Source organism: Prochlorococcus marinus str. MIT 0912 (assembly GCF_027359595.1).
Taxonomy (GTDB): Bacteria; Cyanobacteriota; Cyanobacteriia; order PCC-6307; family Cyanobiaceae; genus Prochlorococcus_B; species Prochlorococcus_B marinus_C.
Window position 1 is genome coordinate 1,528,972 of record NZ_CP114783.1, and the last position, 23,381, is coordinate 1,552,352.

At 35.8% G+C, this 23,381-nt stretch carries 25 protein-coding genes; 11 read left to right on the forward strand and 14 right to left on the reverse strand.

Features of this window, described 5'->3' with window-relative positions:
• Positions 1 to 2 precede the first annotated feature (2 nt).
• Complete coding sequence (locus tag O5640_RS08800) at positions 3 to 683, forward strand: lysophospholipid acyltransferase family protein (protein WP_269612080.1); 681 nt, start codon at positions 3 to 5, stop codon at positions 681 to 683.
• A gap of 38 nt (positions 684 to 721) precedes the next feature.
• Here the strand turns inward: O5640_RS08800 and tsaB are convergent, their stop codons facing one another.
• On the reverse strand, positions 722 to 1,357 hold the full coding sequence (gene tsaB, locus O5640_RS08805) for a tRNA (adenosine(37)-N6)-threonylcarbamoyltransferase complex dimerization subunit type 1 TsaB (RefSeq protein ID WP_269612081.1): 636 nt from the start codon (positions 1,355 to 1,357) through the stop codon (positions 722 to 724).
• Between the two features lie 53 nt (positions 1,358 to 1,410).
• The gene (locus tag O5640_RS08810) at positions 1,411 to 1,662 is read right to left on the reverse strand and encodes a Ycf34 family protein (RefSeq protein ID WP_269612082.1); all 252 of its coding nucleotides are present in this window, start codon (positions 1,660 to 1,662) and stop codon (positions 1,411 to 1,413) included.
• A gap of 29 nt (positions 1,663 to 1,691) precedes the next feature.
• Between O5640_RS08810 and O5640_RS08815 the strand changes: the two genes are divergently transcribed.
• On the forward strand, positions 1,692 to 2,885 hold the full coding sequence (locus tag O5640_RS08815) for a CCA tRNA nucleotidyltransferase (RefSeq protein ID WP_269612083.1): 1,194 nt from the start codon (positions 1,692 to 1,694) through the stop codon (positions 2,883 to 2,885).
• Positions 2,886 to 2,952: 67 nt separating this feature from the next.
• A complete protein-coding gene (locus O5640_RS08820) occupies positions 2,953 to 3,384 on the forward strand; it encodes an RNA recognition motif domain-containing protein (protein ID WP_269612084.1) in 432 nt (143 codons plus the stop codon).
• 4 nt (positions 3,385 to 3,388) lie between these two features.
• Here O5640_RS08820 and O5640_RS08825 read toward each other — a convergent pair whose 3' ends face one another.
• Positions 3,389 to 4,327, reverse strand: coding sequence for a phytoene synthase (locus O5640_RS08825; RefSeq protein WP_269612085.1), 939 nt, complete (start codon positions 4,325 to 4,327; stop codon positions 3,389 to 3,391).
• An 81-nt stretch (positions 4,328 to 4,408) separates the two neighbouring features.
• Complete coding sequence (gene pds, locus O5640_RS08830; protein ID WP_269612086.1) at positions 4,409 to 5,797, reverse strand: 15-cis-phytoene desaturase; 1,389 nt, start codon at positions 5,795 to 5,797, stop codon at positions 4,409 to 4,411.
• Positions 5,798 to 5,901: 104 nt separating this feature from the next.
• On the opposite strand from pds, the gene O5640_RS08835 reads away from it, so the two are divergent.
• Together O5640_RS08835 and O5640_RS08840 are read left to right on the forward strand one after the other, a co-directional pair.
• Positions 5,902 to 6,249: an NAD(P)H-quinone oxidoreductase subunit M gene (locus tag O5640_RS08835; RefSeq protein WP_269612087.1), complete on the forward strand. Its 348-nt coding sequence runs from the start codon at positions 5,902 to 5,904 to the stop codon at positions 6,247 to 6,249.
• Positions 6,246 to 6,908, forward strand: coding sequence for a DUF3172 domain-containing protein (locus O5640_RS08840; protein WP_269612089.1), 663 nt, complete (start codon positions 6,246 to 6,248; stop codon positions 6,906 to 6,908). Before O5640_RS08835 ends, O5640_RS08840 begins: the two co-directional genes overlap by 4 nt.
• On the opposite strand, the gene O5640_RS08845 is transcribed toward O5640_RS08840, so the two are convergent.
• A complete protein-coding gene (locus tag O5640_RS08845) occupies positions 6,905 to 7,855 on the reverse strand; it encodes a LysR family transcriptional regulator (protein ID WP_269612090.1) in 951 nt (316 codons plus the stop codon). The genes O5640_RS08840 and O5640_RS08845 overlap by 4 nt on opposite strands.
• A gap of 109 nt (positions 7,856 to 7,964) precedes the next feature.
• Here O5640_RS08845 and O5640_RS08850 point away from each other — a divergent pair, with 109 nt between their 5' ends.
• The 5 genes from O5640_RS08850 (at position 7,965) to O5640_RS08870 (ending at position 14,693) form a co-directional block, all read left to right on the forward strand.
• Positions 7,965 to 8,711: an NnrU family protein gene (locus O5640_RS08850; protein ID WP_269612091.1), complete on the forward strand. Its 747-nt coding sequence runs from the start codon at positions 7,965 to 7,967 to the stop codon at positions 8,709 to 8,711.
• 25 nt (positions 8,712 to 8,736) lie between these two features.
• Positions 8,737 to 10,743: an NAD(P)H-quinone oxidoreductase subunit 5 gene (locus tag O5640_RS08855; protein ID WP_269612092.1), complete on the forward strand. Its 2,007-nt coding sequence runs from the start codon at positions 8,737 to 8,739 to the stop codon at positions 10,741 to 10,743.
• A gap of 143 nt (positions 10,744 to 10,886) precedes the next feature.
• Complete coding sequence (locus O5640_RS08860; RefSeq protein ID WP_269613835.1) at positions 10,887 to 12,500, forward strand: NAD(P)H-quinone oxidoreductase subunit 4; 1,614 nt, start codon at positions 10,887 to 10,889, stop codon at positions 12,498 to 12,500.
• A gap of 64 nt (positions 12,501 to 12,564) precedes the next feature.
• Positions 12,565 to 13,458 carry a segregation/condensation protein A gene (locus O5640_RS08865; protein ID WP_269612093.1) on the forward strand — a complete coding sequence of 298 codons (894 nt, stop codon included), beginning with the start codon at positions 12,565 to 12,567 and terminating at the stop codon, positions 13,456 to 13,458.
• A 56-nt stretch (positions 13,459 to 13,514) separates the two neighbouring features.
• The gene (locus tag O5640_RS08870) at positions 13,515 to 14,693 is read left to right on the forward strand and encodes a nucleotidyltransferase family protein (RefSeq protein WP_269612094.1); all 1,179 of its coding nucleotides are present in this window, start codon (positions 13,515 to 13,517) and stop codon (positions 14,691 to 14,693) included.
• Here the strand turns inward: O5640_RS08870 and O5640_RS08875 are convergent.
• On the reverse strand, positions 14,686 to 15,567 hold the full coding sequence (locus tag O5640_RS08875) for a methylenetetrahydrofolate reductase (RefSeq protein WP_269612095.1): 882 nt from the start codon (positions 15,565 to 15,567) through the stop codon (positions 14,686 to 14,688). The two genes, O5640_RS08870 and O5640_RS08875, sit on opposite strands and share 8 nt — an antisense overlap.
• Before the next feature lie 84 nt (positions 15,568 to 15,651).
• Between O5640_RS08875 and O5640_RS08880 the strand changes: the two genes are divergently transcribed.
• Positions 15,652 to 15,924: a helix-turn-helix domain-containing protein gene (locus tag O5640_RS08880; protein ID WP_269604263.1), complete on the forward strand. Its 273-nt coding sequence runs from the start codon at positions 15,652 to 15,654 to the stop codon at positions 15,922 to 15,924.
• Positions 15,925 to 16,170: 246 nt separating this feature from the next.
• Here the strand turns inward: O5640_RS08880 and O5640_RS08885 are convergent, their stop codons facing one another.
• From O5640_RS08885 to O5640_RS08920, 8 genes are all read right to left on the reverse strand, one after another.
• Positions 16,171 to 16,668: a CYTH domain-containing protein gene (locus O5640_RS08885; protein WP_269612096.1), complete on the reverse strand. Its 498-nt coding sequence runs from the start codon at positions 16,666 to 16,668 to the stop codon at positions 16,171 to 16,173.
• A 6-nt stretch (positions 16,669 to 16,674) separates the two neighbouring features.
• Positions 16,675 to 17,580 carry an NAD(+) kinase gene (locus O5640_RS08890; protein ID WP_269612097.1) on the reverse strand — a complete coding sequence of 302 codons (906 nt, stop codon included), beginning with the start codon at positions 17,578 to 17,580 and terminating at the stop codon, positions 16,675 to 16,677.
• A 9-nt stretch (positions 17,581 to 17,589) separates the two neighbouring features.
• Entirely contained in the window at positions 17,590 to 17,919 is a 330-nt protein-coding gene (nuoK, locus tag O5640_RS08895) for an NADH-quinone oxidoreductase subunit NuoK (RefSeq protein WP_269612098.1), read from the reverse strand.
• 34 nt (positions 17,920 to 17,953) lie between these two features.
• On the reverse strand, positions 17,954 to 18,556 hold the full coding sequence (locus O5640_RS08900; protein WP_269612099.1) for an NADH-quinone oxidoreductase subunit J: 603 nt from the start codon (positions 18,554 to 18,556) through the stop codon (positions 17,954 to 17,956).
• Positions 18,556 to 19,209: an NAD(P)H-quinone oxidoreductase subunit I gene (gene ndhI / locus O5640_RS08905; RefSeq protein WP_269612100.1), complete on the reverse strand. Its 654-nt coding sequence runs from the start codon at positions 19,207 to 19,209 to the stop codon at positions 18,556 to 18,558. Before ndhI ends, O5640_RS08900 begins: the two co-directional genes overlap by 1 nt.
• A 108-nt stretch (positions 19,210 to 19,317) precedes the next feature.
• Positions 19,318 to 20,436 carry an NADH-quinone oxidoreductase subunit NuoH gene (gene nuoH, locus O5640_RS08910; RefSeq protein ID WP_072013361.1) on the reverse strand — a complete coding sequence of 373 codons (1,119 nt, stop codon included), beginning with the start codon at positions 20,434 to 20,436 and terminating at the stop codon, positions 19,318 to 19,320.
• Between the two features lie 75 nt (positions 20,437 to 20,511).
• A complete protein-coding gene (locus tag O5640_RS08915) occupies positions 20,512 to 21,639 on the reverse strand; it encodes a citrate synthase (protein WP_269612101.1) in 1,128 nt (375 codons plus the stop codon).
• Positions 21,640 to 21,779: 140 nt separating this feature from the next.
• Complete coding sequence (locus tag O5640_RS08920) at positions 21,780 to 23,366, reverse strand: DUF3352 domain-containing protein (RefSeq protein WP_269612102.1); 1,587 nt, start codon at positions 23,364 to 23,366, stop codon at positions 21,780 to 21,782.
• Positions 23,367 to 23,381: the final 15 nt, after the last annotated feature.

Below are 23,381 nucleotides of genomic sequence, written 5' to 3' on the forward strand. Positions count from 1 at the left end.
TTTTGGAACTATTTAGAGTTTTTAGGGGAGTTGAAAAAATCCCAAAAAATAGACCTCGACAAAGTTTTGTTTATGCTTGTGTCAGTTATTTATTAGTTTTTCCGATCTTTCGTTTTTTGTTTAGGGGCCAAGCAATAGGTATTTCGAATTTACCCAAGACAGGAGGAGTCGTCGTTGTTTCTAATCATGGTTCCCATTTAGACCCACCGATTTTGGGCCATGCTTTGGGTAGACCAGTAGCTTTCATGGCCAAATCTGAACTCTTCAAGGTGCCCATATTGTCATTTATAATTTCTGCCTGTGGGGCCTATCCAGTTAAGAGGGGAGCTGGAGATAGAGAGGCAATTAGAAATGCATCTAATCGATTGAGTGAAGGTTGGGCTACAGGTGTGTTTTTAGATGGAACCAGACAAGAGAATGGAAGAGTTAATGATCCTAAAGCAGGAGCTGCTCTTCTGGCCGCGAGGACAGGTTCCCCTATCCTTCCGGTGGCAATAGTTAATAGTCACAGAGCTTTCCCTAAAGGATCTGTTCTCCCTCGATTCGTATCTATTCATTTAAGGCTTGGTGAATTAATTCAACCTCCTAAAACAAAGAAAAGAGAAGATTTATCATCAACAACTAAAGAAATTCAAATATCTATAAATTCAATGTTGGATCAAGGACTAATTCAGAATATATGAAGTTAAGTTATCTTTAAAAGAATAGAAAATAATGGAACTCACGCATTTTTATTTTGATTATCTATTGGTGAAGTTGGATAGATGGGTAATGTTTTTTGCCAATTAGATTGAACTTTTAAATTTTGACAATATTGAGAAAAATTTATAAGTGAAACTATATCTTTTTCTACATTGTTTGATGCTTTTATTGAAGGCTTAATAAGTTCTTCATTTCTAATTAATTGTGGAGAATTTATTTCATTAAATTCATAATAATTTGACTCTTTGTGGAGTTTCACTAGTTCATACCTACCTGCTATAACTCCTCTTCTCGGTAAAATATCTTTAATCCAAAATGGATTCAAGATTTGGCTTTTAGCAAGATCCTTGTAAAGTCTTGGAGCCATTAAATGAAAGGAACTAATCGAATCTAATGAACAATCAATTTGTTGAGCAATAGTTCTAGCCATTGAAATAGTTAATCTTGTACTGGTAAAACTCCCAGGACCTTTTGCAACTGAAATACGAATAATTTGCTGCCAAAACTTTCTAGGAAAAATTGTTTCTATGCAACTAAATAATTTGTTTGATAATGAGCGACCAATATGAAAAACCTCGCTTTTTATTAGTTGTTCTGGATTTTCAGTATCTTTAACGGCAATTCCAAAACATTCTGAGCAGCTGTGTAAAGCCAATAAATATTTTGATTTTGAGTTATGGAAATTTTGCAACGAATTTATTATGATTATTATTTTGGAATTTCTTCTCCTGGACGAAGCCTACTCCATTTCCCTTGGTCAAGTTTAAAACTATCGCACCCTCTTACATCCCATTCTATGCCTGTCTTGCTATCAGGCATATCAAAAATATTGATATGTATTTTTGGATTAGTGCCTTGAAAGTCTGGGTTTTTGGAGAGGTGTTTGACTTGATGATTTTCTTCAACTGTGTAGTAGGTCTTACATCTATCTACCCAAGCACAATCAACACAGATGCACATAACTATTAAAAAAAGATCTAGGTGTCATTTTGATAAGTAAGGACACACTACTATCAAATGATCTTTTTGGAGATTTAAACCCAAAAGATTGGCCAATTTCAATTAGTGATTTGCCGCCTGGAACTGCCTTGGTGGGAGGTTCTGTGAGAGATGGATTATTGAACAGATTGAGTCAAAAACCTGATTTGGATTTTGTAATACCAATAAATTCTATTGAGTTCAGCAAAAATTTATCTAAAAAGATAGGTGCTACTTTTGTAAAGCTAGATGAAAAAAGAGATATCGCTCGATTAATTATTAATGGATGGACTGTGGATTTTGCTAGACAAGTTGGACGAAATCTAAAAGAAGATTTATTAAGACGAGATTTTCGAATAAACGCAATTGCTCTAAGGCTAAAAGAAAAGCCAGAGATTTTTGATCCGACTGGGGGAATGGAAGATTTGAAAAATAAAAAAATTGTTGCAATAAGTGAAAAGAACTTACTTGATGACCCTTTGAGAATAGTTAGAGGTTTTCGATTAATGTGTGAATTGGACTTTGAGTTGGATGAACAAACTAAAAGTTTCCTCAAAAATAATGTAGATAAATTAAGTAATGTTGCACCTGAAAGGATAAAAATGGAGATCTTAAAAATACTTTATTCAAAATGGGATTTTTCAATTTGGCAAACATATTTAGAACTTAAACTATTTAACAAATGGAATGATGGTAATCTTCCATTTATTGAGCTGCAAAGAAAAGATATTTATTCAAAGCAGCCAATGATAGGAAGCTTTTTAGCGAAATTAGTGTTTCTACTTAGTGATGAAGGCTTGTCAAAGTTGACGTTTAGTAAAAATGAAATCAAAAGATGCAAAAACATTAGGTTTTGGGTTCATAAAATAAATCATTTAGGTTTAGATAATCTTTCCGAGGATGACAGATTTCAACTTCACATGGATTTAGAGGAAGATTTGCCATCTTTAATTCTTTTCTTGAAAGATGAATACACAGGTGTCTGGCTAAAGCGCTGGAAAGACCCTTCTGACCCTCTCTTTCACCCTTCATCACCTTTGAACGGTAATTTGCTTCAGAAGGTTTTTAGGATCCCTCCAGGCCCTTTTTTGGGAGAGCTTATAAGGCATCTTTCAAAGGAAAAAGCTTATGGAAGAATTTTTACAGATAACGATGCTTTGGAGGTCGCTCGTAAATGGAAGCTAGAGAATTCACCCTTTTTGTGATTAACTACACACAAATCAAATTAATCTCGGCCGTATGCCGTCGTCTTCTTTATCCCCTTTTTTCTAAATGAGTGTTCGCCTTTACATCGGTAATTTGCCGCAGAATGTCAATGTTAAAGAACTTGAAGCTCTCCTAGTATCCATAGGAGATGGCATCAAATTTAAAGCTGTTTTCGATAGAGATACCAAGGCTTGCAGGGGGTTTGGTTTCGCTAATATCAAAGACGAGAATGTTGCGAATGAGCTTATTGAAAAATTAAATGGCCATGAATTTAATGGCAATAAATTGAGGGTTGAACGTTCTGAACGTAAAGATTCAAATTCCGGTAATTCAAGAAGAGGCGCAAGTGCTAACAATGGAAATAAAGGTTCTAATCGTAAAGATGTTAAGAAAGTTGTACATAGTGATGCACCAATTAAAGAAGCTCCAGATCCAAGATGGGCTGGAGAACTGTCAAAATTAAAGGATCTTTTAGCTAATCAAAAAACACCTGTATAAACCTTCAGTTAATTAATGTTCGAAGTTTATATTTTTCATCGTTGATAGTTATTAGATAAGAGATTGGTAGATTTACAGCTTTTACCCATCCTTTTACGTAAGCTCGATTATTAAAGACGTCATAATCGAGTTTTTCAATTGAATTGAGTATGCCGCTATACAGCCTGAGTGAGGTCCATATCGGCCACCTTGCATCTATCGAGAGCCATTTGATGCCTTCTTCAGATCTAAGGAACCAATCTCTTGCTCTAGATAATTGAAAAGACATTAAAGCCTTCCAGTTTTCATTGATTTTTCCATTCATTAGATCTTCTTCGGAGTAATTAAATTTTTCCAAATCTTCCAATGGCAAATAAATTCTTCCTCTCTCTCTATCTTCTCCAACATCTCTAAGAATATTAGTTAATTGATTCGCAATTCCTAGAGCAATAGCAGCTTTTGATGTGTCAGGAGATGGCAAATTTGAATTGGCAGTATAAGCAGAATCTATTCCTATTACACCTTGCGTCATCAATCCAACCGTTCCAGCGACTCGATAACAGTAGAGTTCGAGTTCTTCAAAGGTTTTATATCTCGTTTTATCCAAATCCATTCTTTGGCCTTCAATCATGTCTATATAAGGTTGAATAGATTGAGGGAATTTTTGAAGAGTATCGGCTAAGACTGCATCAAGATCATCTTCAGTGTTACCAGCAAAAATATTTTTTGTTTTGTTTTCCCATTTATTCAGTCGATCTGATAACTCATTTTTAGATTTTTTTTGAGCTTCAGCACTGTCCATCAGCTCATCTGTTCTGCGGCACCATACATAAATGGCCCAGATTGCTCTTCGTTTAGCAGGGGGCAGCAACATAGTGCCAAGGTAAAAGGTCTTGGCCCATTGTGCAGTTTCTTTTCTGCAAGCCTCGTAGGCATCCTCTAGATTCAAAGAAGGCTGCGCCAAAATTAGAAGTTTGTAAGTTTTTTAGTGTGCATTAAGCTGGTGAATTGCAATTTTAGGTAAATTGCTGTTCATACATTAAGACTAAGAAGCACCTATGTCAGTCGAGATTTGGATTTTTTCTGCACATAGTTTTCCACTTAACACCGCACCTTCCATGGATGCGAGGTATTTTTGCATTGTGTAATCACCAGTCAAGAAAAAGTTGCTTATTGGAGTCTTCTGATCTGGCCTTAAGTCTTGGCATCCAGGAACAGCTTTATAGACTGATTTTGGGGTTTTTATTACTTTATATTTTCGCAAGTTTGCTTGATTTTCCCCTGAGAAATGCATCGGAAAAAGTTTAGTCAATTCTTGCATTGTTGCATCAATTATTTCCTCATCTTTCCTACCAATCCAGTCTTTTGCAGGAGCAAAAACTAATTCAAGCATCGATCGATTTGGATCTTCATATTCTTTACAAGTTATGCTCATGTCTGCATAAACACTCAAAAGAGGGGATCTACTGAATAACAGGTGATCGATATTTGTAAGTTTTCGATCAAACCAAAGATGAATATTAATTACTGGAACTCCTTTCAGACCTTCAAGTTTTCTGAAAATATCTTTAGAGGCCCATTCATTAGGCAAAATTGTTTTAAAGATATCTACGGGCATGGCGCTGACATATGCGTCCGCCTCAATTTCTTTACCATGAGATTCTTTGGCACTACCTATCAAGAAATTGTCAACAGAGCCATCTTCTTTTAAATTTATTTTTTTAAGTGGGCTATTTAAAAATACATCTCCTCCCAAAGACCTAATGTGATCAACAATTGGTTGACAGAGTCTTTCTGGTGGCGCTCCATCTAGGAATGCCATTTTTGATCCGTTTTTTTCTTGTAAGAAGCGGTTTAATGCAGTTAGCAATACTGTTGAGGATATTTCATCAGGACCTATGAAATTGAGTGCTTTACTCATTGCGATAAAAACTTCATCATTTACTCTTTCGGGTATATTTTGATTTTTTAGCCATTCGGTCCACGAATACTTATCACAATCTTCTACATAATTTTGGCCGCGCAACATAGCTGGTATTAGTCCTATACCGAACGAAATTTTTTCTGGCCAGCTAAGCATGTCATTGTTGCTTAAAATTGCCGCCACTCCATTTATTGGAGCAGGAAGATCAGGGAAATCGAAACGGCTATATGTGCCAGGTTCTTCTGGTTGGTTGAAAATCATGGAATGACTTTTCCATTGAAGACGATCTTCAATATCTAGCTCTTTAAAAAGCTGAAGCATGTTTGGATATGCTCCAAAAAATATATGTAATCCAGTTTCATACCAGTCTCCATCCTCATCTTTCCAAGCAGCAACTTTTCCACCTAGTACATTTCTTGCCTCATAAACAAATGGCGTATGACCTGCATCGGCTAAGTATTTTGCACATGAGAGTCCTGCCAATCCGGCTCCAGCGATAGCTACGCGCATACTTAAATAAAAGAGTATTTAACAACTTTAGTGATTAAGACCACCCAACAAGGGATAAGGTCGTTAAATTTGCAGTATATATTTCGGTTTGTTGTTTTAAATTCATGAGCGATACCATTCTTAAATGCACAACTAGACACGTAAGAATATTTACTGCAGTACTAGAAAATAATGATTTAATTTTAGATAATGGACATTTGACGTTAGATATCGATCCAGATAATGAGTTTCTTTGGAGCGATCAATCTTTAAACAAGGTGCAAGATTATTTTCGTGAATTAGTGGACTCTCAAGCCGATAATGAATTGAGCGATTACAGCTTGAGAAAAATAGGATCTTTGTTGGAAGATTTTATTCGAAAGTTGCTGAAAGACGGAGAACTCAGTTATAACCCAAATAGCAGGGTAATGAACTATTCCATGGGATTACCTCGAACTAAAGAATTGTTATGAATCAAGGTCCTTATAATCGTCGACCATCATCTCGTAGAAGATCAGATCTTGCGAGAAGACAAGAAGGTAATAGATTTAATTCTAGAAAAGATCCAAATGTTAGAGATAGAGATCAATATGAGCCAAGAGGAAGTCGATTTAAATCGTCAGGTCCCTCTGATGGAGGAGGTGGCATAAAAATCAACTCTAATTCAATCGCTATTTTGGCTGGGGTATTGGTTGTTGGTGTGGGTATAGGTAGCCTTATCACAAGCACAACTTCAGGCGGACAAGGAAATATTGCAAGTCAGCAACAGTTGGATATGGCAGTTCCAGACCCTGATTTTTGTAGGCAATACGGTGCAAGTGCCTTTGTTATTGACGTAGAAATGTATACGACTTTAAATCCCTCTACAAGCTTTGTTACACAACCCGCGCTTCAACCAGGTTGTGTAATTAGAAGAGAGAATTGGACTGTTTTGCAAAAACAAGGAGCTATAAACAATGAAGATGTAAGAGAGTGCAAACAGAGGATGAATACATTTGCTTATATAGGTTCGATTAGGGATCAGCCAATTGTCCGTTGCGTTTATCAGGCAGATGTTAACGAAAATAAATTTATAATTAAAGGCGCTGAAGAAGATGCTGTTGGAATAAATAAAGAAGCTATACAGTTCTAGTTTTGTGGATGAAAGAGAGGCGAAAATGAACTTGCAAATAAAGGTAAGACATCTTGTGTGAATGCTTCAGCAGCTCTTGATGAATATCTGCCAGGATTAGTAATTACTTTTAGTTCTCTTTTGACTTCTAAATCAGCAACAAATGGTCTGTGAATTGTTCCTCCTGATAGCTCTCTTTCAATTGAGACTACAGGGAGAAAAGCAGCTCCTAGTTCAGATTGGACAGCATTTTTTATAGCTTCTAGAGAATTTAATTCCATTTCTATATGTAATCTTTGGACGTCTAACCCTGAAGAAGAAAGAAGTTGGTCTAAGACTTTTCTTGTCGTTGATTGATTGTCCAAGGTGATAAACCTCAGACTATATAAATCTTCTTTTGTGAGTTCTTTTGACTTCGCTAATGGATGATTAATAGGCAAAACAAGAGCTAACTCATCAGTTGCGAAAGGAATTACTTTTAATGATTCATTTAATTCTATTGGAAGTTGGCCTCCGATAATAGCAATATCTATCTGACCATTTGCAACACTCCATCCTGTTCTTCTAGTGCTATGGATTTGAAGTTGAACTGAAACTTCTGGATACTTTTGTCTGAAAAGCCCAATCATTCTAGGCATCAAGTAGGTACCAGTAGTTTGACTGGCTCCAATAATGATGGATCCCCCTTTGAGATTATTTAAATCTTCAATTGCTTTGCAAGTCTCTTGGCACTCCCCTAAGATTTTTTCGCAGTAATTTAAAAGAAGCTTTCCTGCTTCAGTTAGTTGAGCTTTTCTGCCACCTCTATCAAATATGGCAATTTCCAATTGTTTTTCTAGATTTTGCACTTGTAAACTAACAGCCGGTTGAGTAACAAAAAGACTATCAGCAGCTTTTTTAAAGCTTCCCTCATCAACAATCGCTTTGAGGATTCTTAGTTGATCAAGTGTGAATGGGATCTCGGCCATGGTGGCAGGCCTTCATGGCAGTTATTAAAATAAAATGTAGAGAAAAACAACTCCAACTGTTGATCCGGTATGGATCTAATAATTTATTAAAAGGCTTTTTATAAGACTGATGTCATTTTCAGATACTCATAGTTCCAGTTTAACGATGATATTACTTTTATTTTGTTTTGCAGTTATTCATAGTGGCGGAGCGGCTTTACGGGTGAAGGCTGAAAGGTTAATTGGAGCTAGAGCTTGGAGATTGATTTTTGCTTTTGCAAGTATTCCCTCAGCCGTTGTTTTAGTTGGTTACTTTATTTCTCATCGTTACGATGGAGTTAGATTTTGGAATTTTCAAGGTGTTAGCGAACTAATTCCAGTGATTTGGATTATGAGTGCAATAAGTTTTCTTTTCTTGTACCCAGCTACTTATAACCTTTTAGAAATTCCTGCTGTCCTAAAGCCCAAAGTTAGAATTTATGCTTCAGGGATTATTAGAGTCACACGCCATCCCCAGGCAATTGGTCAGATTCTCTGGTGTTTTGCACATTTACTTTGGATAGGTACAAGTTTTACTCTGGTGACTTGCTTGGGACTAATAGCGCATCATTTGTTTGCAATCTGGCATGGTGATAGACGACTTGCTCTCAAATTTGGAGAAGAATTTGAGGAAGTTAAGAAAAGAACATCGGTCTTTCCATTTTTAGCTGTGTTGGATGGACGACAAAAATTACAAATAAAAGAATTTCTTAGGCCCTCTCAAATGGGTATTCTCATTGCAGTGTTTTTTTTCTGGTGGTCTCATAAATTTATTTCTGTTGGAGCTCAGAGATTTCTCTCTTTTGATTTAACTGAATTACTAGCAAGAATTGCCTAAACTTATTTCAATATGATTTAGCTGGATGCATTCGGCTGCAGATTTTGCTTGGTTAATTCCTCTTCTTCCTCTTTGCGGGGCAGTTTTGATTGGTTTGGGATTAATTAGTTTTAACGATCTTTTTAATCGGTCAAGGAAACCCGTTGCAATAACCCTTTTAACCTCTGTTGGCGCTTCTGCATTTATTAGCTATGCAGTTTTGGCTGAGCAACTCTCAGGCAAGCCTCCAGTTGAACACTTATTTATATGGGCAAGTGCAGGGTCTTTTGAGTTGCCAATGGGATATGTGATTGACCCTCTGGCGGCAGTAATGCTCGCTCTCGTAACTTCAATTGCCTTCTTGGTCATGATTTATTCCCATGGTTATATGGCTCATGATCCTGGGTATGTTCGTTTTTTTACTTATTTAGCCTTATTCAGCAGTTCAATGCTTGGGCTAATTGTTAGTCCCAATTTGCTTGAAATATATGTTTTTTGGGAATTGGTTGGGATGTGTTCATATTTACTCGTTGGCTTTTGGTATGACAGAGATGGTGCAGCACATGCAGCTCAAAAGGCTTTTATCGTTAATAGAGTGGGGGATTTTGGGTTATTGCTTGGTATTTTGGGTCTTTTTTGGGCAACAGGTAGTTTTGATTTTCATGGAATCGCTGATGGTTTATCAGAGGCAGTTAGTTCTGGGACAGTACCGATTTGGGCAGCTTTGATTCTTTGTATCCTTGTTTTCATGGGACCTATGGCAAAGTCCGCACAATTTCCTTTACATGTTTGGTTGCCTGATGCAATGGAAGGTCCGACTCCCATATCTGCCCTTATTCATGCAGCAACAATGGTTGCGGCGGGAGTTTTTTTAGTAGCAAGGCTTGATCCTCTTTTTAGCCAGTTCCCTTTTGTCGGATTATTCATTGCAATTATTGGAACAGTAACTTGTTTCCTAGGTGCATCGATAGCTTTGACACAAATGGATTTGAAAAAAGGATTGGCCTACAGCACAGTCTCTCAACTTGGATACATGATGCTTGCAATGGGATGTGGAGCACCAGTTGCAGGAATGTTCCATCTTGTTACTCATGCTTGTTTTAAGGCTATGTTATTCCTGGGCTCAGGTTCAGTTATTCATGCTATGGAGGAGGTGGTTGGCCATGAACCAATTCTTGCTCAAGACATGCGATTAATGGGGGGGCTTCGTAAAAAAATGCCAATCACAGCAATAACTTTTTTCATTGGCTGTATTGCTATCAGTGGCATCCCACCTCTCGCAGGTTTTTGGAGTAAAGATGAAATTCTCGGTCAAGCCTTTAATAGTTTCCCAATACTTTGGTTTATAGGTTTTTTAACCGCAGGAATGACAGCTTTTTACATGTTTAGGCTTTATTTTCTAACTTTTGAGGGAGACTTCCGAGGCGAAAATAAAGAGATGCAGCTTTCTTTACTTGCTTTAGCAGGTAAAGAAAAAGATGAAGAGCATGAAGAGCATGAAGTTGGAAAGATACATGAATCGGCATGGCCCATGACATTTCCCTTAGCAGTTTTGGCAATTCCTTCTGTTTTGATTGGATTTCTAGGAGTTCCTTGGAACAGCATTTTTGCAAACTTGTTAGACCCCATTGAGGCTATTGAGGCTGCAGAAAAGTTTAGCTGGGGGGAATTTCTTCCACTTGCAACTGCTTCAGTAGCTATTTCATCTGCAGGAATATTATTAGCGGTCTTAACTTATTATTTAAAAAGAGTGGATCTAGGCGTTTCTCTATCCAAGAAGTACCCTCAAATTAATTCATTCCTTCAGAACAAATGGTACCTTGATGACATTAATGAGAAAATTTTTGTCAAAGGTAGTAGAAAGCTCGCAAGAGAAGTACTAGAAGTTGATGCAAAAGTAGTTGATGGAGTTGTAAATCTTACTGGATTATTGACTCTTGGTAGTGGAGAAGGACTCAAATATTTTGAGACAGGAAGAGCTCAGTTTTACGCATTAATTGTTTTTGGTGGAGTTATTGCTTTAGTTGCACTTTTTGGAGTAGTAGGGGCATGATTTTTACATAATTTTTTTAGGTGTGTGTTTCATCCCCTATCTTGAGGGTGCCAATAGTCCCATAATTTCTAAACTCAAAAAGTGGTGATTAATTTCGAGTCTTGGAATTCGCTCTCAATACAAGTTTGAACCTAGGAACAGCGCTGATTTCTGAGCCGATATCAGCGGATTTTCCTTGGTTAAGTTTATCCATACTTTTTCCCATTGTAGGTGCTTTAATTGTTCCTTTTATTCCAGATAAAGGTGAAGGTAAAGAAGTTCGATGGTATGCCCTCATAATTGCTTTAATTACTTTTTTAATTACTGTCGCTGCTTACTTCAAAGGTTTTGATCCAAATCAAGAAGGCTTGCAATTATATGAAAAAGTTAGTTGGCTTCCAGATCTTGGATTGACTTGGTCTGTTGGCGCAGATGGCTTGTCTATGCCCTTGATATTACTCACAAGTTTCATTACCTCACTAGCAGTTTTGGCAGCATGGCCAGTTAGCTATAAACCAAAATTATTTTTCTTTTTAATTCTGGCTATGGATGGTGGCCAAATAGCTGTGTTCGCTGTTCAAGATATGTTGCTTTTCTTTTTGGCTTGGGAATTGGAGTTGTTCCCAGTGTATTTATTCCTTGCAATATGGGGCGGGAAGAAGAGGCAATATGCAGCGACGAAATTTATTATCTATACAGCAGGAAGCTCATTATTTATTCTCCTTGCTGGTCTTGCAATGGGTTTCTTTCAAGGAGGAGGTATACCAGATTTCGGCTATACCCATTTGGCTCAGCAAGATTTTGGTAGAGGGTTTCAACTTCTTTGTTATTCAGGTTTGTTAATAGCTTTTGGGGTCAAACTTCCTATTGTCCCTCTTCATACTTGGTTGCCAGATGCGCATGGAGAGGCTACTGCTCCAGTACATATGCTATTGGCAGGAATCTTGTTAAAGATGGGTGGATATGCTCTCCTTAGATTCAACGCGCAATTACTGCCTGACGCTCATGCTCAATTTGCACCATTGCTAATTGTTCTTGGAGTAGTAAATATTATTTATGCAGCCTTAACTTCTTTTGCTCAAAGAAATTTAAAAAGGAAAATTGCCTATAGCTCAATAAGTCATATGGGTTTTGTTTTGATAGGTATTGGAAGCTTTAGCTCTCTTGGTACTAGTGGTGCAATGTTGCAAATGGTTAGCCACGGTTTAATAGGAGCAAGCTTGTTTTTCCTTGTAGGTGCAACTTACGACAGAACTCACACGCTTCAATTAGATGAGATGGGTGGCATTGGCCAAAATATGAGGATTATGTTTGCTCTATGGACGGCATGTGCTTTCGCTTCGCTTGCTTTACCTGGAATGAGTGGATTCATATCGGAATTAATGGTCTTTGTTGGATTTGTTACTGATGAAGTTTATACTCTTCCTTTTAGAATTGTTGTTGCTTCTTTAGCAGCAATTGGAGTTATTTTGACGCCTATATATTTATTGTCGATGCTAAGAGAAATTTTCTTCGGTAAAGAGAATGCGAAGTTAATATCTAAAGCAAAGTTGGTGGATGCAGAGCCTAGAGAAATATATATTATTGCTTGTTTATTAGTTCCAATCATTGGCATTGGCTTGTATCCAAAAATCATGACAGATACTTATATTTCATCAATTGATGGATTGGTTAAAAGAGATTTGTTAGCCGTTGAAAGAATAAGAAGTAATCAAACACAAATCATTAGTAATACAAATTTATCACTAGGGACGATTCAAGCTCCTCTTTTAGATTGAACATTATTTCAACTGGCATTACATGCAATATAGAGATAACTTTCTTTTAGATTCATAGTTTTCTTTGCCAGTTGATCTTTTAACTCAAACTGCAGATTCTGGCGCGAGACTGGCTATTCGTTTATTGCAAGACGCTGCTCAAAGAGGAGATATTGACCCTTGGGATGTGGATGTTATTCCAGTTGTTGATGGTTTTTTGGACCAACTTCAACAGCGTATTGAACTTCCCAAAAAGATCTCACAACATTTCAGCCAGAGTGGTGGAAGTTACGAGGTTGATCTAGCACAGAGTAGTGAGGCGTTTTTAGCGGCTTCTGTATTGGTTGGTTTAAAGGCGGAGGTACTTGAGTCTGAAATATTTTCTTTTGAAATGGAAGTTGAAGATGATTCAGGTGTTGATTTTGGAGAACAGGGTTGGTTAGATGAAAGTTTTCAATTACCTCTTCGACCAGAGAGACATCTGTTAAGAAGACCGGTTGCACCTCCTCCATTTAGAAGGCCAGTTACGCTTGGAGAATTAATAAATCAGCTTGAGTCAATTGCAGAATCTTTAAAAAATGATGAGTTGCAAAACCGTAGAAAATTACGACAAAAAAAATTAAGTAATCGGGAGGTTATTGCTCAAGTATCATCTCTTGCGCATAGAGAAAAATTACCTGAAACAACTGCAGCGCTTGCAATTTTCATAAATAATTGGGAGCAGGCCTTGCACTGGGTTGATTTTGAATTATTAGTTGAAAATTGGAAAGAAAACTCTGCCTCAAACAATTTGGATACAGATAGAGTAGGTGTCTTTTGGGCTTTGTTATTTTTATGCTCTCAGGGCAAGGTGGAGATTGATCAAAAAGGTTCTTTGTTCTCTCCAATAAGTTTGAAGAGGCTTTTAGAGCCTGGAATGGTTGCACAACTTCCCCTCGCTTCTTTAGACGTGACAGATGGCTCGCCGGCTGCTGCTTAGCTCTTTGTGGAGGCAGCATTCTATGTTGGCCTTGTATTGCTTAGGTTAAACCGCCTATGAAGGCGATGATCCTGGCGGCTGGGAAAGGAACACGAGTTCAGCCGATCACCCATGTGATTCCAAAGCCAATGATTCCTATCCTTCAGAAACCCGTAATGGAGTTTCTGTTGGAACTCCTTAAGGAGCATGGTTTTACTGAGGTTATGGTTAATGTTTCGCATTTAGCAGAAGAAATAGAGAATTATTTTCGAGATGGACAAAGATTTGGAGTTGAAATTGCATATAGCTTTGAAGGCCGTATTGAAGATGGAGAATTAATAGGGGACGCACTTGGCTCAGCGGGTGGTCTGAAGAAAATTCAAGATTTTCAAAAGTTTTTTGATGATACTTTTGTCGTCTTATGTGGAGATGCATTAATTGATTTGGATTTATCTGAAGCTGTCAAACGACATAAAGAAAAAGGTGCTTTAGCTAGTTTGATAACTAAACGTGTTTCAAAAGATCAAGTAAGTAGTTATGGAGTTGTTGTAACAGATGAAGAAGATCATGTTAAAGCTTTTCAAGAAAAACCTTCTATAGATAATGCACTAGGAGATACTATTAATACTGGAATATATTTATTTGAGCCTGAAATTTTTGATTATATTCCGTCTGGAAAACCTTTTGATATTGGCTCGGATTTGTTTCCTAAATTAGTAGAAGAAGGTGCACCTTTCTATGCTTTACCTATGGATTTTGAATGGGTTGATATTGGTAAAGTCCCAGATTATTGGAGAGCAATAAGGAATGTTCTAAAAGGTGATGTTAGACAAGTTGAAATACCTGGAAAGCAAGTTAGACCAGGGATTTACACTGGTTTAAATGTTGCAGCTAATTGGGATAAAATAAATGTAAAAGGACCTATATATGTTGGTGGAATGACAAGGATTGAAGATGGTGTAACTATCGTTGGTCCTTCTATGATTGGTCCGAGTTGTTGTATTTGTGAAGGTGCAACAATTGATAATTCAATAATCTTTGATTACTCACTCATTGGGCCTGGTGTTCAACTTGTAGAGAAGTTGGTTTTTGGTAGATATTGTGTTGGTAAAGAAGGTGATCACTTTGATTTACAGGAAGCTGCTTTAGATTGGTTAATAACTGATGCTAGAAGACAAGACTTAGGCGAACCCTCACCTCAACAAAAAGCAATGGCTGAATTATTAGGCACTGATCTTATTGGCTCTTCTAATTAATATTTGCTCTATCCAAAATTATTGGTATTTGTTGCTCTGCTTTAACTGCCATAAGGTGAACTCCTTGAGAGATTTTTAGAAAACTTTTTACTTGCTCAGCAGCAATTGATATACCTTCATCAACTGGGTTTGATGAACTTTCAAGTCTAGCAATAACTGATTCAGGTATGCATGCTCCTGGTACTACACGATTGATGAATTGAGCATTTTTTGCAGATTTGAGTAGAAAAACTCCAGCTAAAACAGGCATTCTTATCGGCTCTGTTATTTCTTTGCAAAATCGTTCAAGTACTTTGGGATCCATCACCATTTGAGTTTGAAGGAAACTTGCACCTGCTTTTTTTTTGAGCTCTATTCTTCTTCTCAAACCATCAAATCCTCTACAGTTTGGATCAGCTGCGGCGCCTGCAAACAAATTAGTTGGGCCATCAGGTAATAAATCAGATACTGGATCTAACCCTTTGTTAAGTGATGTGACTTGATCAATAAGTTCTATTGAGTTGAGGTCTTGAACTGATTTGGCTTGAGATTGATCTCCTACTCGTACTGGATCGCCTGTCAAACAAAGGATGTTTTTTATTCCTAAAGCATGCGCTCCTAGTAATTCAGCTTGTAATGCGATTCGATTCCTATCCCTACATGATAATTGCAGAACTGGTTCAAGATTAGCGTCTAAAAGCAGCTTGCATAAGGCTAGGCTGCTCATTCTCATGATTGCTCTGCTGCCATCTGTAACATTAAAACCATGCACAAGGTCTTTTAATTTGATGGCCTTTGAGAGAGCTGAAGCTGTATTCCCTCCTCTAGGAGGCATGATTTCAGCAGTAATAGCTGATAAGCCAGATTCAAGACGATTTTGAAGTTTAGATTTCACATGTATTTTTTACTAGATAATTACTATCGGTGATTAAAGGCCCTAATCTAAGTAGTATTAATTAATGAGTTGTGAGTGAGGGGAATGTTTACAGGAGAGATCGCCAATTCGTCCCATATGGGACTCTCTGCTAGGGAAATGGAGATTATTGGATTAGTTGCTGATGGCCTTACTAATCAAGAGATTGCTGAAAAACTGACAATTAGCAAAAGAACCGTAGACAATCATGTGAGCAATATGTTTACGAAAACCGGGTCAAAAAATAGAGTAGCCCTATTGAACTGGGCAATGGATCATGGAAAGATTTGCAGGGATGGGTTTAATTGTTGTTCATTGCCAGATGAAACAGCCTCTTAGAATATTTAATTATTATCATCTTCACTAATGTCGGATAAGGGCATTAAAGAAAATTCAATTGATGACAGTTCAAATAATTTTGCATATGCTATGCAAGCTTCCTTGTCCGTACAAGTGAAGCGAAGGATACCTTCAGTGTCATAAAGACCATACAAGTTATACCTCTTGCAAAGGATGCATAGGGCGCTGGAAAAAACCAGTGTCGATTATAAAGACAATCTAAAGGACAAGTCGCCTTTTTGCTTGTTATTCTTGAATTTTTATCCGATCTTTTACTGACAACTGAGAAATAGGTGTTCTTGCAAGTGAAGCATTGCTTAAGGATTTGATCCCAGTTATTTCTTGACCACACCATGATGGGATTTGAATGTCTTCAGATTCAGAATTCAATTCAATTTCAGCAATTTTTAAAGAAGAATTGGAACCATAAAAAAAATCAACCACCCAAATTTTTTTATTTATTTTTAGCTGATAACGAGTTTTAGTAATTTTATATTTAGATAATTGTATTAATTCAGTCGCATCTTTTATAGGAATTGAGTATTCAAATTCATAGTTTTTTAATCCATTTAAAGAGGATTTTAGTGTTATGTATGCTTTTTTATTGTCTATTGTTCTTATGCGAGTAGCCCATTCATCTACACTGGAATTTAAGTAGGCTTGACTAAAATCTTCACTGAGTATTGCCTTAGATTTCCAATCTTCATTGTCAACTAAGAATCTTCTTTCGATTTCTATCCCCATAATTTATTATTTATTTCTTTCATTAAGGCTGCTGGCCCAGTGAAGTTTTTGAGTGATTGTCTTATAATAAGAAAGATTTTCATCTAAAATTATTATTGAGGTTGAATGATTAGATTTCTTTATTAAGCATGTATCATTCATTTCAATTAGACATCCACTAGATCCATCTAACCATAGCTTTATTTTTTGTTTCTTTTCTCTTATTGGCTTTATTACTAATTGAGATTCAGGAGGGACCACAATCGGTCTACTAGCAAGGCTCATTGGACAGATTGCGCTTACGATAATGGCATCTAAGGAAGGGTGTATTATTGGTCCTCCTGCGGCCATAGAGTAAGCAGTAGAACCTGTTGGGGTTGAGAATATAAGTCCATCTCCTTTGTATTTGTCAACAGCTTCACCATCTATTTCAAGCTCAAGGCTGCAAGTAGGTGATATTTCTTCTGTGCAAGATCGTAAATAGAAATCATTGAGTGCAAAAAATGATCTTTTAAGTTTGCTTTCATGATTTTTATTTTTGGTAAATATAGTTGCTTCAAGCATCATTCTTTTTTGTATATTAAATCTATTATTTGAAACTCTTTCCCAAAAATTTTCTTGCTTTAAGATATGACGATCGTGGGTCAAAAAGCCTAGATTCCCTCCAACATTGAAACTTAAAATAGGTATATTTTTTGGGGATAAAAATCTAGCGGCCCGTAAAACTGTTCCATCACCTCCTAAGACAAGAGCGATTTCAGGTGAAATCTCAGACAATGAAAATAATTGATTAATATTATTGGTTTCATTACTTATCTCTGAAAATAAAACTTCTTTTCCATAACCTTCAATTATTTCCTTGCAATTCAAGGTTTCTTTATATGCAGCATCGCTATCTGATCTATATAAGATCCAGATCAGATTTGTTGTCATTGATAATATCTACCATTTGAGTAGATTAAAACTTTCCATATCAATTGTAACTCTATTTCTATACAATGAAAGTAGTATTGCAAGTCCAACAGCTGCCTCGGCAGCTGCTACTGTAATAACAAAAATTGAAAATACTTGTCCTCTAATTATTGATCCATCTATATAGGATGAAAAACTCATAAGATTTATATTTACTGCATTTAACATCAATTCAATACTCATTAAAACTCGTACAGCGTTTCTACTATTTATTAATCCCCAGACTCCTGTACAGAAAAGAAATGCAGCAACTATAAGATAAGCTTCAAGAGGTACTGGAACAATAGAATTCTCTAACATTTTTAGAAAAAAAACTTTATATTTAAAATCAAATTCATTTTAAACTATTTTCGGAAAGAAGAGGAATTTTCTTATCACTTAAGGATTTTTGATTCTTTAAATCATTTATATCATCTGTTGGAATTGAAACTTCTCTTCTTGCTAATACAATAGCTCCAATCATAGCCATTAATAATAGAATAGAAGCAAGCTCAAAAGGTAATAAATAATCGGTGAAAAGATGTTCACCAATTCTTTCAGTTGCTTCTTCACCAATAGAGGTTGGTCCAGGGAGGTTCCATTTAGTGGTAATGCTAACTCGCAATAATAAAATTAATAATCCACCACAAACACCACCAGATATTAATTTTCTAGTTTTAAGACCTTCAATGGGTTTTAACTTTTCTTTATTATTAACCAACATTATTGCAAATAATATTAAAACATTCACAGCTCCTACATACACTAGGACTTGAGCTGCAGCGACAAAACTAGCATTTAGTAAAAGATATAAACCTGCTACAGCCATAAATACTCCACCTAACAAAAATGCTGAGTAAACAATATTTTCTAATAAAACAACTGCCAAACTCCCAGAAACTATGACAGAACTAAGAATTAAAAAGCAAATTAATTCAGTTGAATAAGCGATATTCATTAATTAGTAGAATTTAAGTTATTTGAAACCATATCTGACGAATTATTCTTATCTTCTGCTTGTGATTTCTCTGCTTGTAGTTCTTTTATAATCTGACTTGGTAGTTTACCTGCTCTTTTTTGGTTCATAGGTAATTCATGAGGGTCCATGATGCTCTCTGGTAAATAAGCTAATTCTCTTAAAGGACGAACTGATGGATCTGAAGTGACACTTGTTGGTAGTCTTCCAAGAGCAACATTATCGTAGTTAAGGCTATGTCTATCAAATGCAGAAAGTTCATATTCTTCTGTCATTGATAAGCAATTTGTAGGGCAATATTCAACGCAATTTCCACAAAAAATACATGCACCAAAGTCAATAGAATAATTTCTTAATTCTTTTTTCTTGGTTTCTTTATTCATTACCCAATCAACAACTGGAAGATTAATTGGGCATACCCTTACACAAACCTCACAAGCAATACACTTGTCAAATTCATAATGAATCCTTCCTCTATAACGCTCAGAGGGAATTAGCTTTTCGTAAGGATATTGAACCGTTACAGGTCTTCGACGCATGTGGTCGAACGTAACGCCTAGTCCATCAACTAAATATTTCGCTGCACTAACGGCTTCTTTAGTGTAGTCGGCAACTTTTTCAAGGAAACCAAGCATATTGAATTTGCTGCCGGTGGCCTCTTTTTACAATAGTCATTATACAGTTTTTTTCAAGTGAATGTAGGTACTTTTACTTAAAAAAAAAGCTATTGTGTTGCTTTTCTTTTATCCGCCAAATGTCATAGGAAATGCCAATTTAAGTGAAGCAGTTACAAGTAAGTTGACCAACGAAATAGGTAAAAGAAATTTCCATCCTAGATCAAGTAGTTGATCAATCCGCACTCTTGGAGTAGTCCATCTCAATAAGATTGCTAAAAAAACCAGTAAATAAGCCTTCAGAATTGTCATAACAATTCCAAGAGACGCAGCAATAATTTGAACTAATGGGTTATCAATTGAAAGACCTATTAAAGATGAAAACCAATCAATTGAGATTGGGAAACCCCATCCTCCTAAGTACAGAACAGAGACAAGTAAAGCAGATAAAACAAGATTTATATATCCAGCCAAGTAAAACAGAGCAAATTTCATACCTGCATATTCAGTTTGATAACCGGCTACAAGTTCTTCTTCTGCTTCTGGTAAATCAAAAGGTAGTCTCTCGCATTCAGCTAATGCACAAATCCAAAAAATAATAAAACCTACAGGTTGTCGCCATATATTCCAGCTAAGAAAACCTGCAGTATTTTGTTGTTCAACTATATCAACAGTACTCAATGAATTGCTCATCATAACTATTGCCAAAACCGCTAGCGCTAGTGGAATTTCATAACTAATTGATTGAGCGGCAGCTCTAAGTCCACCTAGTAAAGAATATTTATTATTAGAAGAATAACCACTCATTAAAAGTCCAATAGGTTGGATACTGCTAAGGGCTATCCACAAGAAAATTCCAATACCAACATTGCTAATTAAAAGATTTTGTCCAAATGGAACAATTAACCAAGATAAAATTACAGGAACTAAAACTAATATTGGACCAACTGTGAAAAGTACACTGTCTGCTCTTGCTGGGATGATGTCTTCTTTGACTAAAAGTTTTAACCCATCTGCCATGGGCTGAAGAATACCAAGTGCACCTGCATATTCAGGCCCAATTCTCTGTTGAGCTGCTGCAGAAATTTTTCTTTCAAGCCAAACTGTTACTAATACACCAATAACAGCCGACACCAATACTAAAAGCATCGGGAGAGGAATCCATAAAAGATGTGCTAATTCATGAGATAAACCAAGGTTTTGAACACCTTGGGTGAAACTCATTTCAAGGTCTATACCTGAATTCACTTCTAATATTTAATCTAACAACAAGGTTAGTGTAATTTTGAATTAATTTTAAATTCGAGAAAAATAAATTTCAAATTATCTTCTATTAAGAGGCTGCCAATTTCTGATTTTTTCTCCTTCATAAATTTGTGATGGTCTAAAAATTCTATTTGCTCCAAGTTGCTCTCTCCAGTGAGCCAACCAACCAGCAACTCTGGAAATCGCAAAAACTGGTGTAAACAAATCTCGAGGAATACCAAGCTTTCGATAAACAAGTCCAGAATAAAAGTCAACATTTGGGAATATACCTTTTGGTCCCAGTCTGGAAATAGCCTCTTCTTCCAGTGCTTTGGCTACTTCATACATTTCATCTTTACCAAATTCCGAGAAAAGTTCCTCTGCGAAGGCTTGTAATATTGTTGCCCTAGGGTCTTTAACACGATACTCCCTGTGCCCAAAGCCCATGATTTTCCTTTTTTTTGCAATCGCATCATTTAGAAATGCAGATGCTTTATCAGGGCTTCCAATTTCTTCTAGCATTGCTATGACATCTTCGTTGGCGCCTCCATGAAGAGGTCCAGCCAATGTCCCAACGGCAGATGCTACGACAGCATAAGGATCAGTTAGTGTGCTGGCAGTTACTCTGGCGCTAAACGTACTCGCATTAAGACTGTGCTCGGCATGAAGAATTAAACATCTGTCGAAGACTCTTGCTGCAAGAGGATTTGGCTCCCTCTCCGTTAGCATATAAAGGAAATTGGAGGAATACGGTAAATCATCTTGGGGTTGAATTGGATCATCTCCTTTTCTTATCTGCTCGAAAGCAGCAACCATAGTTGGAATTTTTGCAATTAACCTCACTACTGCGTCGTAGATATATTTTGGATCATCAATTGCTCTTCGAGAATAAAAGAGGCCTAAAGATGCAGCACTTGCTTGGAGGGCATCCATTGGATGTCCAGATTCTGGAAAACACTTGAGCATATCTCTAATTCGAAAGCTCACTCGTCTATGCATTTGAACGTCCTCTTCAAACTTCTGAAGCTCATTTTCAGTCGGAAGTTCTCCCCATATCAAAAGAAATGCGGTTTCTAAAAAACTACTTTTTTGGGCTAGCTCAGATATTGGATAACCTCTGTAGTTCAGTTTTCCCTCTGTTCCATTAATTTCACATATCCCTGAATTGGTTACTGGAACCCCTTCCAAGCCTGGCTTTAAAACCAAATTAGTTGTCTTTTGTTCGTTATCTATGGTTTTAGCTCCAGCAACTTAATTTTTCAGTCCAATTGGAAAAAATAATGTTCAACTTCAGTTTACTGTATAGAAGTAAGCTACCAAATGAATATAGCACTTAAAACTTTTTATTAACTTGTTTTTAAGTTGATTTTAACTTTAATAAAGTCTGGATAATTAATTGTAGGGACGGCAATAGATATATCAATATTCTGAGGAGGAGTTAGTTTGTTTCCTAACATAGTTTTAAGTAAGATATATGGATAGAAATTATTTAAAACTGTCTTAGTTTTTTCTTCCCCTAAATGTATTCTAAGAACATCATCAAAATCATTAACTTCATCGATATTTTTTTCATTGTCTGAATAATAGTCTAAGTAATTTTTATTATCAAAATATGAAATAGAAGATAAGTTTTTACTCCAAATATAATTCTCTTTATCTTCGTCAATAATTGCCTCAATATTTTCTTTTAACTCGTATTTTTCATTTTCATATGTACTTATTTTCGACCAAATTTCTAGCTTCCTATTTTGAAAATCTATATTTGAATTCAGGAAGTTCTCTTTTTTTAAAATAGTATCTATTTCTGTTTTGTTCGTATCAGATTTCCTAGTCAAAACCAACCAGCCTTTATTATTTATCCAAATCATATTTCCTTTGGAGTTTTCAAGAATTATTTTCAAAAGTTTAGAATAATCTGAAGTTGTTGATTTTTGAATAAGAGAAGCGATAAGTTTTTGATATGGATGGCTAGAATCTTTACTCAGATACTGCTTTGGATTATCAACTATTATAAAATCTTGAAATAATTCAGATTCTTTTTTGATATCAACGAAATTATAATTAATATCTTTGATCGGCATTTTAGTTTTATTATTATAAGATATTATTCCTTCTAGATTTAATTTATTGTCATCTATATTTAGAGAAGATATAAGGCTATCTATCTCATCTATCTCAAATAAATTTTCTTCTTGACCTATTAGACTTATAATCTTTTTTGGAGACATTTCTAATAATAATAGACCGTCTTTAAGATTATCCTTTAATTGAATATTCTTATATTTTATTTTTGTATTTAATATATTTCTATCCAATTCATCTATTGAGGATTTTATGATTTTTGGATTGGATGATATTAAAAGATTATCTTTTGCATTCGCAAAGTATATTGAGTTATTCGAATTAATTTTTTTTGAAATTATTTCTGAGTTAGAGTTGTTTAATTTATTGCTTGGGATGTTATTTACATCAACAATTTTAGAACCTAGAATAGGTTCTAATTCTTTTTCAATATTTATATCTTCTTTGATTGCTAAGACCATTATCCAATCATTTAGAGCTTGTGTATTTGAATCAAATACAGCAAAGCTCCCATAATCTCCTACCCATTTTGAGATGTCTTTTGCAAAGTCAAGACTAATTAATTTAAAAGAAGAATCTCTAATAAAACTTATTTTTTTATTTATAGTTTTTTTGCTAGATTTATCTTGATAACTTTCGATGTAGTTTGGAAGCTTAGCTGGATTTATTTTCCAGTGAAAAATGAGATCAGCATTTGTTGGTATATATTTCGATGAAACTGGAGCATGAAATGATTGTTCATTGAACTTAGGTATTTTCTTTAGTTTATTATTGTGCCAGATAAATATCCCTGTCAAAATTGATAAAATTACTATTCCTGATATTAAAAAATAAGGTAGACGTGATTTCATTTGTTATTATTTGAG

What these genes read in the sequence shown, in the direction of transcription:
- O5640_RS08810 (WP_269612082.1), bottom strand. Translation starts at nt 1,662, where the DNA reads ATGTGCATCTGTGTTGATTGTGCTTGGGTAGATAGATGTAAGACCTAC.
- O5640_RS08820 (WP_269612084.1), top strand. Translation starts at nt 2,953, where the DNA reads ATGAGTGTTCGCCTTTACATCGGTAATTTGCCGCAGAATGTCAATGTT.
- pds (WP_269612086.1), bottom strand. Translation starts at nt 5,797, where the DNA reads ATGCGCGTAGCTATCGCTGGAGCCGGATTGGCAGGACTCTCATGTGCA.
- O5640_RS08835 (WP_269612087.1), top strand. Translation starts at nt 5,902, where the DNA reads ATGAGCGATACCATTCTTAAATGCACAACTAGACACGTAAGAATATTT.
- O5640_RS08840 (WP_269612089.1), top strand. Translation starts at nt 6,246, where the DNA reads ATGAATCAAGGTCCTTATAATCGTCGACCATCATCTCGTAGAAGATCA.
- O5640_RS08845 (WP_269612090.1), bottom strand. Translation starts at nt 7,855, where the DNA reads ATGGCCGAGATCCCATTCACACTTGATCAACTAAGAATCCTCAAAGCG.
- O5640_RS08850 (WP_269612091.1), top strand. Translation starts at nt 7,965, where the DNA reads ATGTCATTTTCAGATACTCATAGTTCCAGTTTAACGATGATATTACTT.
- O5640_RS08855 (WP_269612092.1), top strand. Translation starts at nt 8,737, where the DNA reads ATGCATTCGGCTGCAGATTTTGCTTGGTTAATTCCTCTTCTTCCTCTT.
- O5640_RS08870 (WP_269612094.1), top strand. Translation starts at nt 13,515, where the DNA reads ATGAAGGCGATGATCCTGGCGGCTGGGAAAGGAACACGAGTTCAGCCG.
- O5640_RS08880 (WP_269604263.1), top strand. Translation starts at nt 15,652, where the DNA reads ATGTTTACAGGAGAGATCGCCAATTCGTCCCATATGGGACTCTCTGCT.
- O5640_RS08885 (WP_269612096.1), bottom strand. Translation starts at nt 16,668, where the DNA reads ATGGGGATAGAAATCGAAAGAAGATTCTTAGTTGACAATGAAGATTGG.
- O5640_RS08890 (WP_269612097.1), bottom strand. Translation starts at nt 17,580, where the DNA reads ATGACAACAAATCTGATCTGGATCTTATATAGATCAGATAGCGATGCT.
- nuoK (WP_269612098.1), bottom strand. Translation starts at nt 17,919, where the DNA reads ATGTTAGAGAATTCTATTGTTCCAGTACCTCTTGAAGCTTATCTTATA.
- O5640_RS08900 (WP_269612099.1), bottom strand. Translation starts at nt 18,556, where the DNA reads ATGAATATCGCTTATTCAACTGAATTAATTTGCTTTTTAATTCTTAGT.
- ndhI (WP_269612100.1), bottom strand. Translation starts at nt 19,209, where the DNA reads ATGCTTGGTTTCCTTGAAAAAGTTGCCGACTACACTAAAGAAGCCGTT.
- O5640_RS08920 (WP_269612102.1), bottom strand. Translation starts at nt 23,366, where the DNA reads ATGAAATCACGTCTACCTTATTTTTTAATATCAGGAATAGTAATTTTA.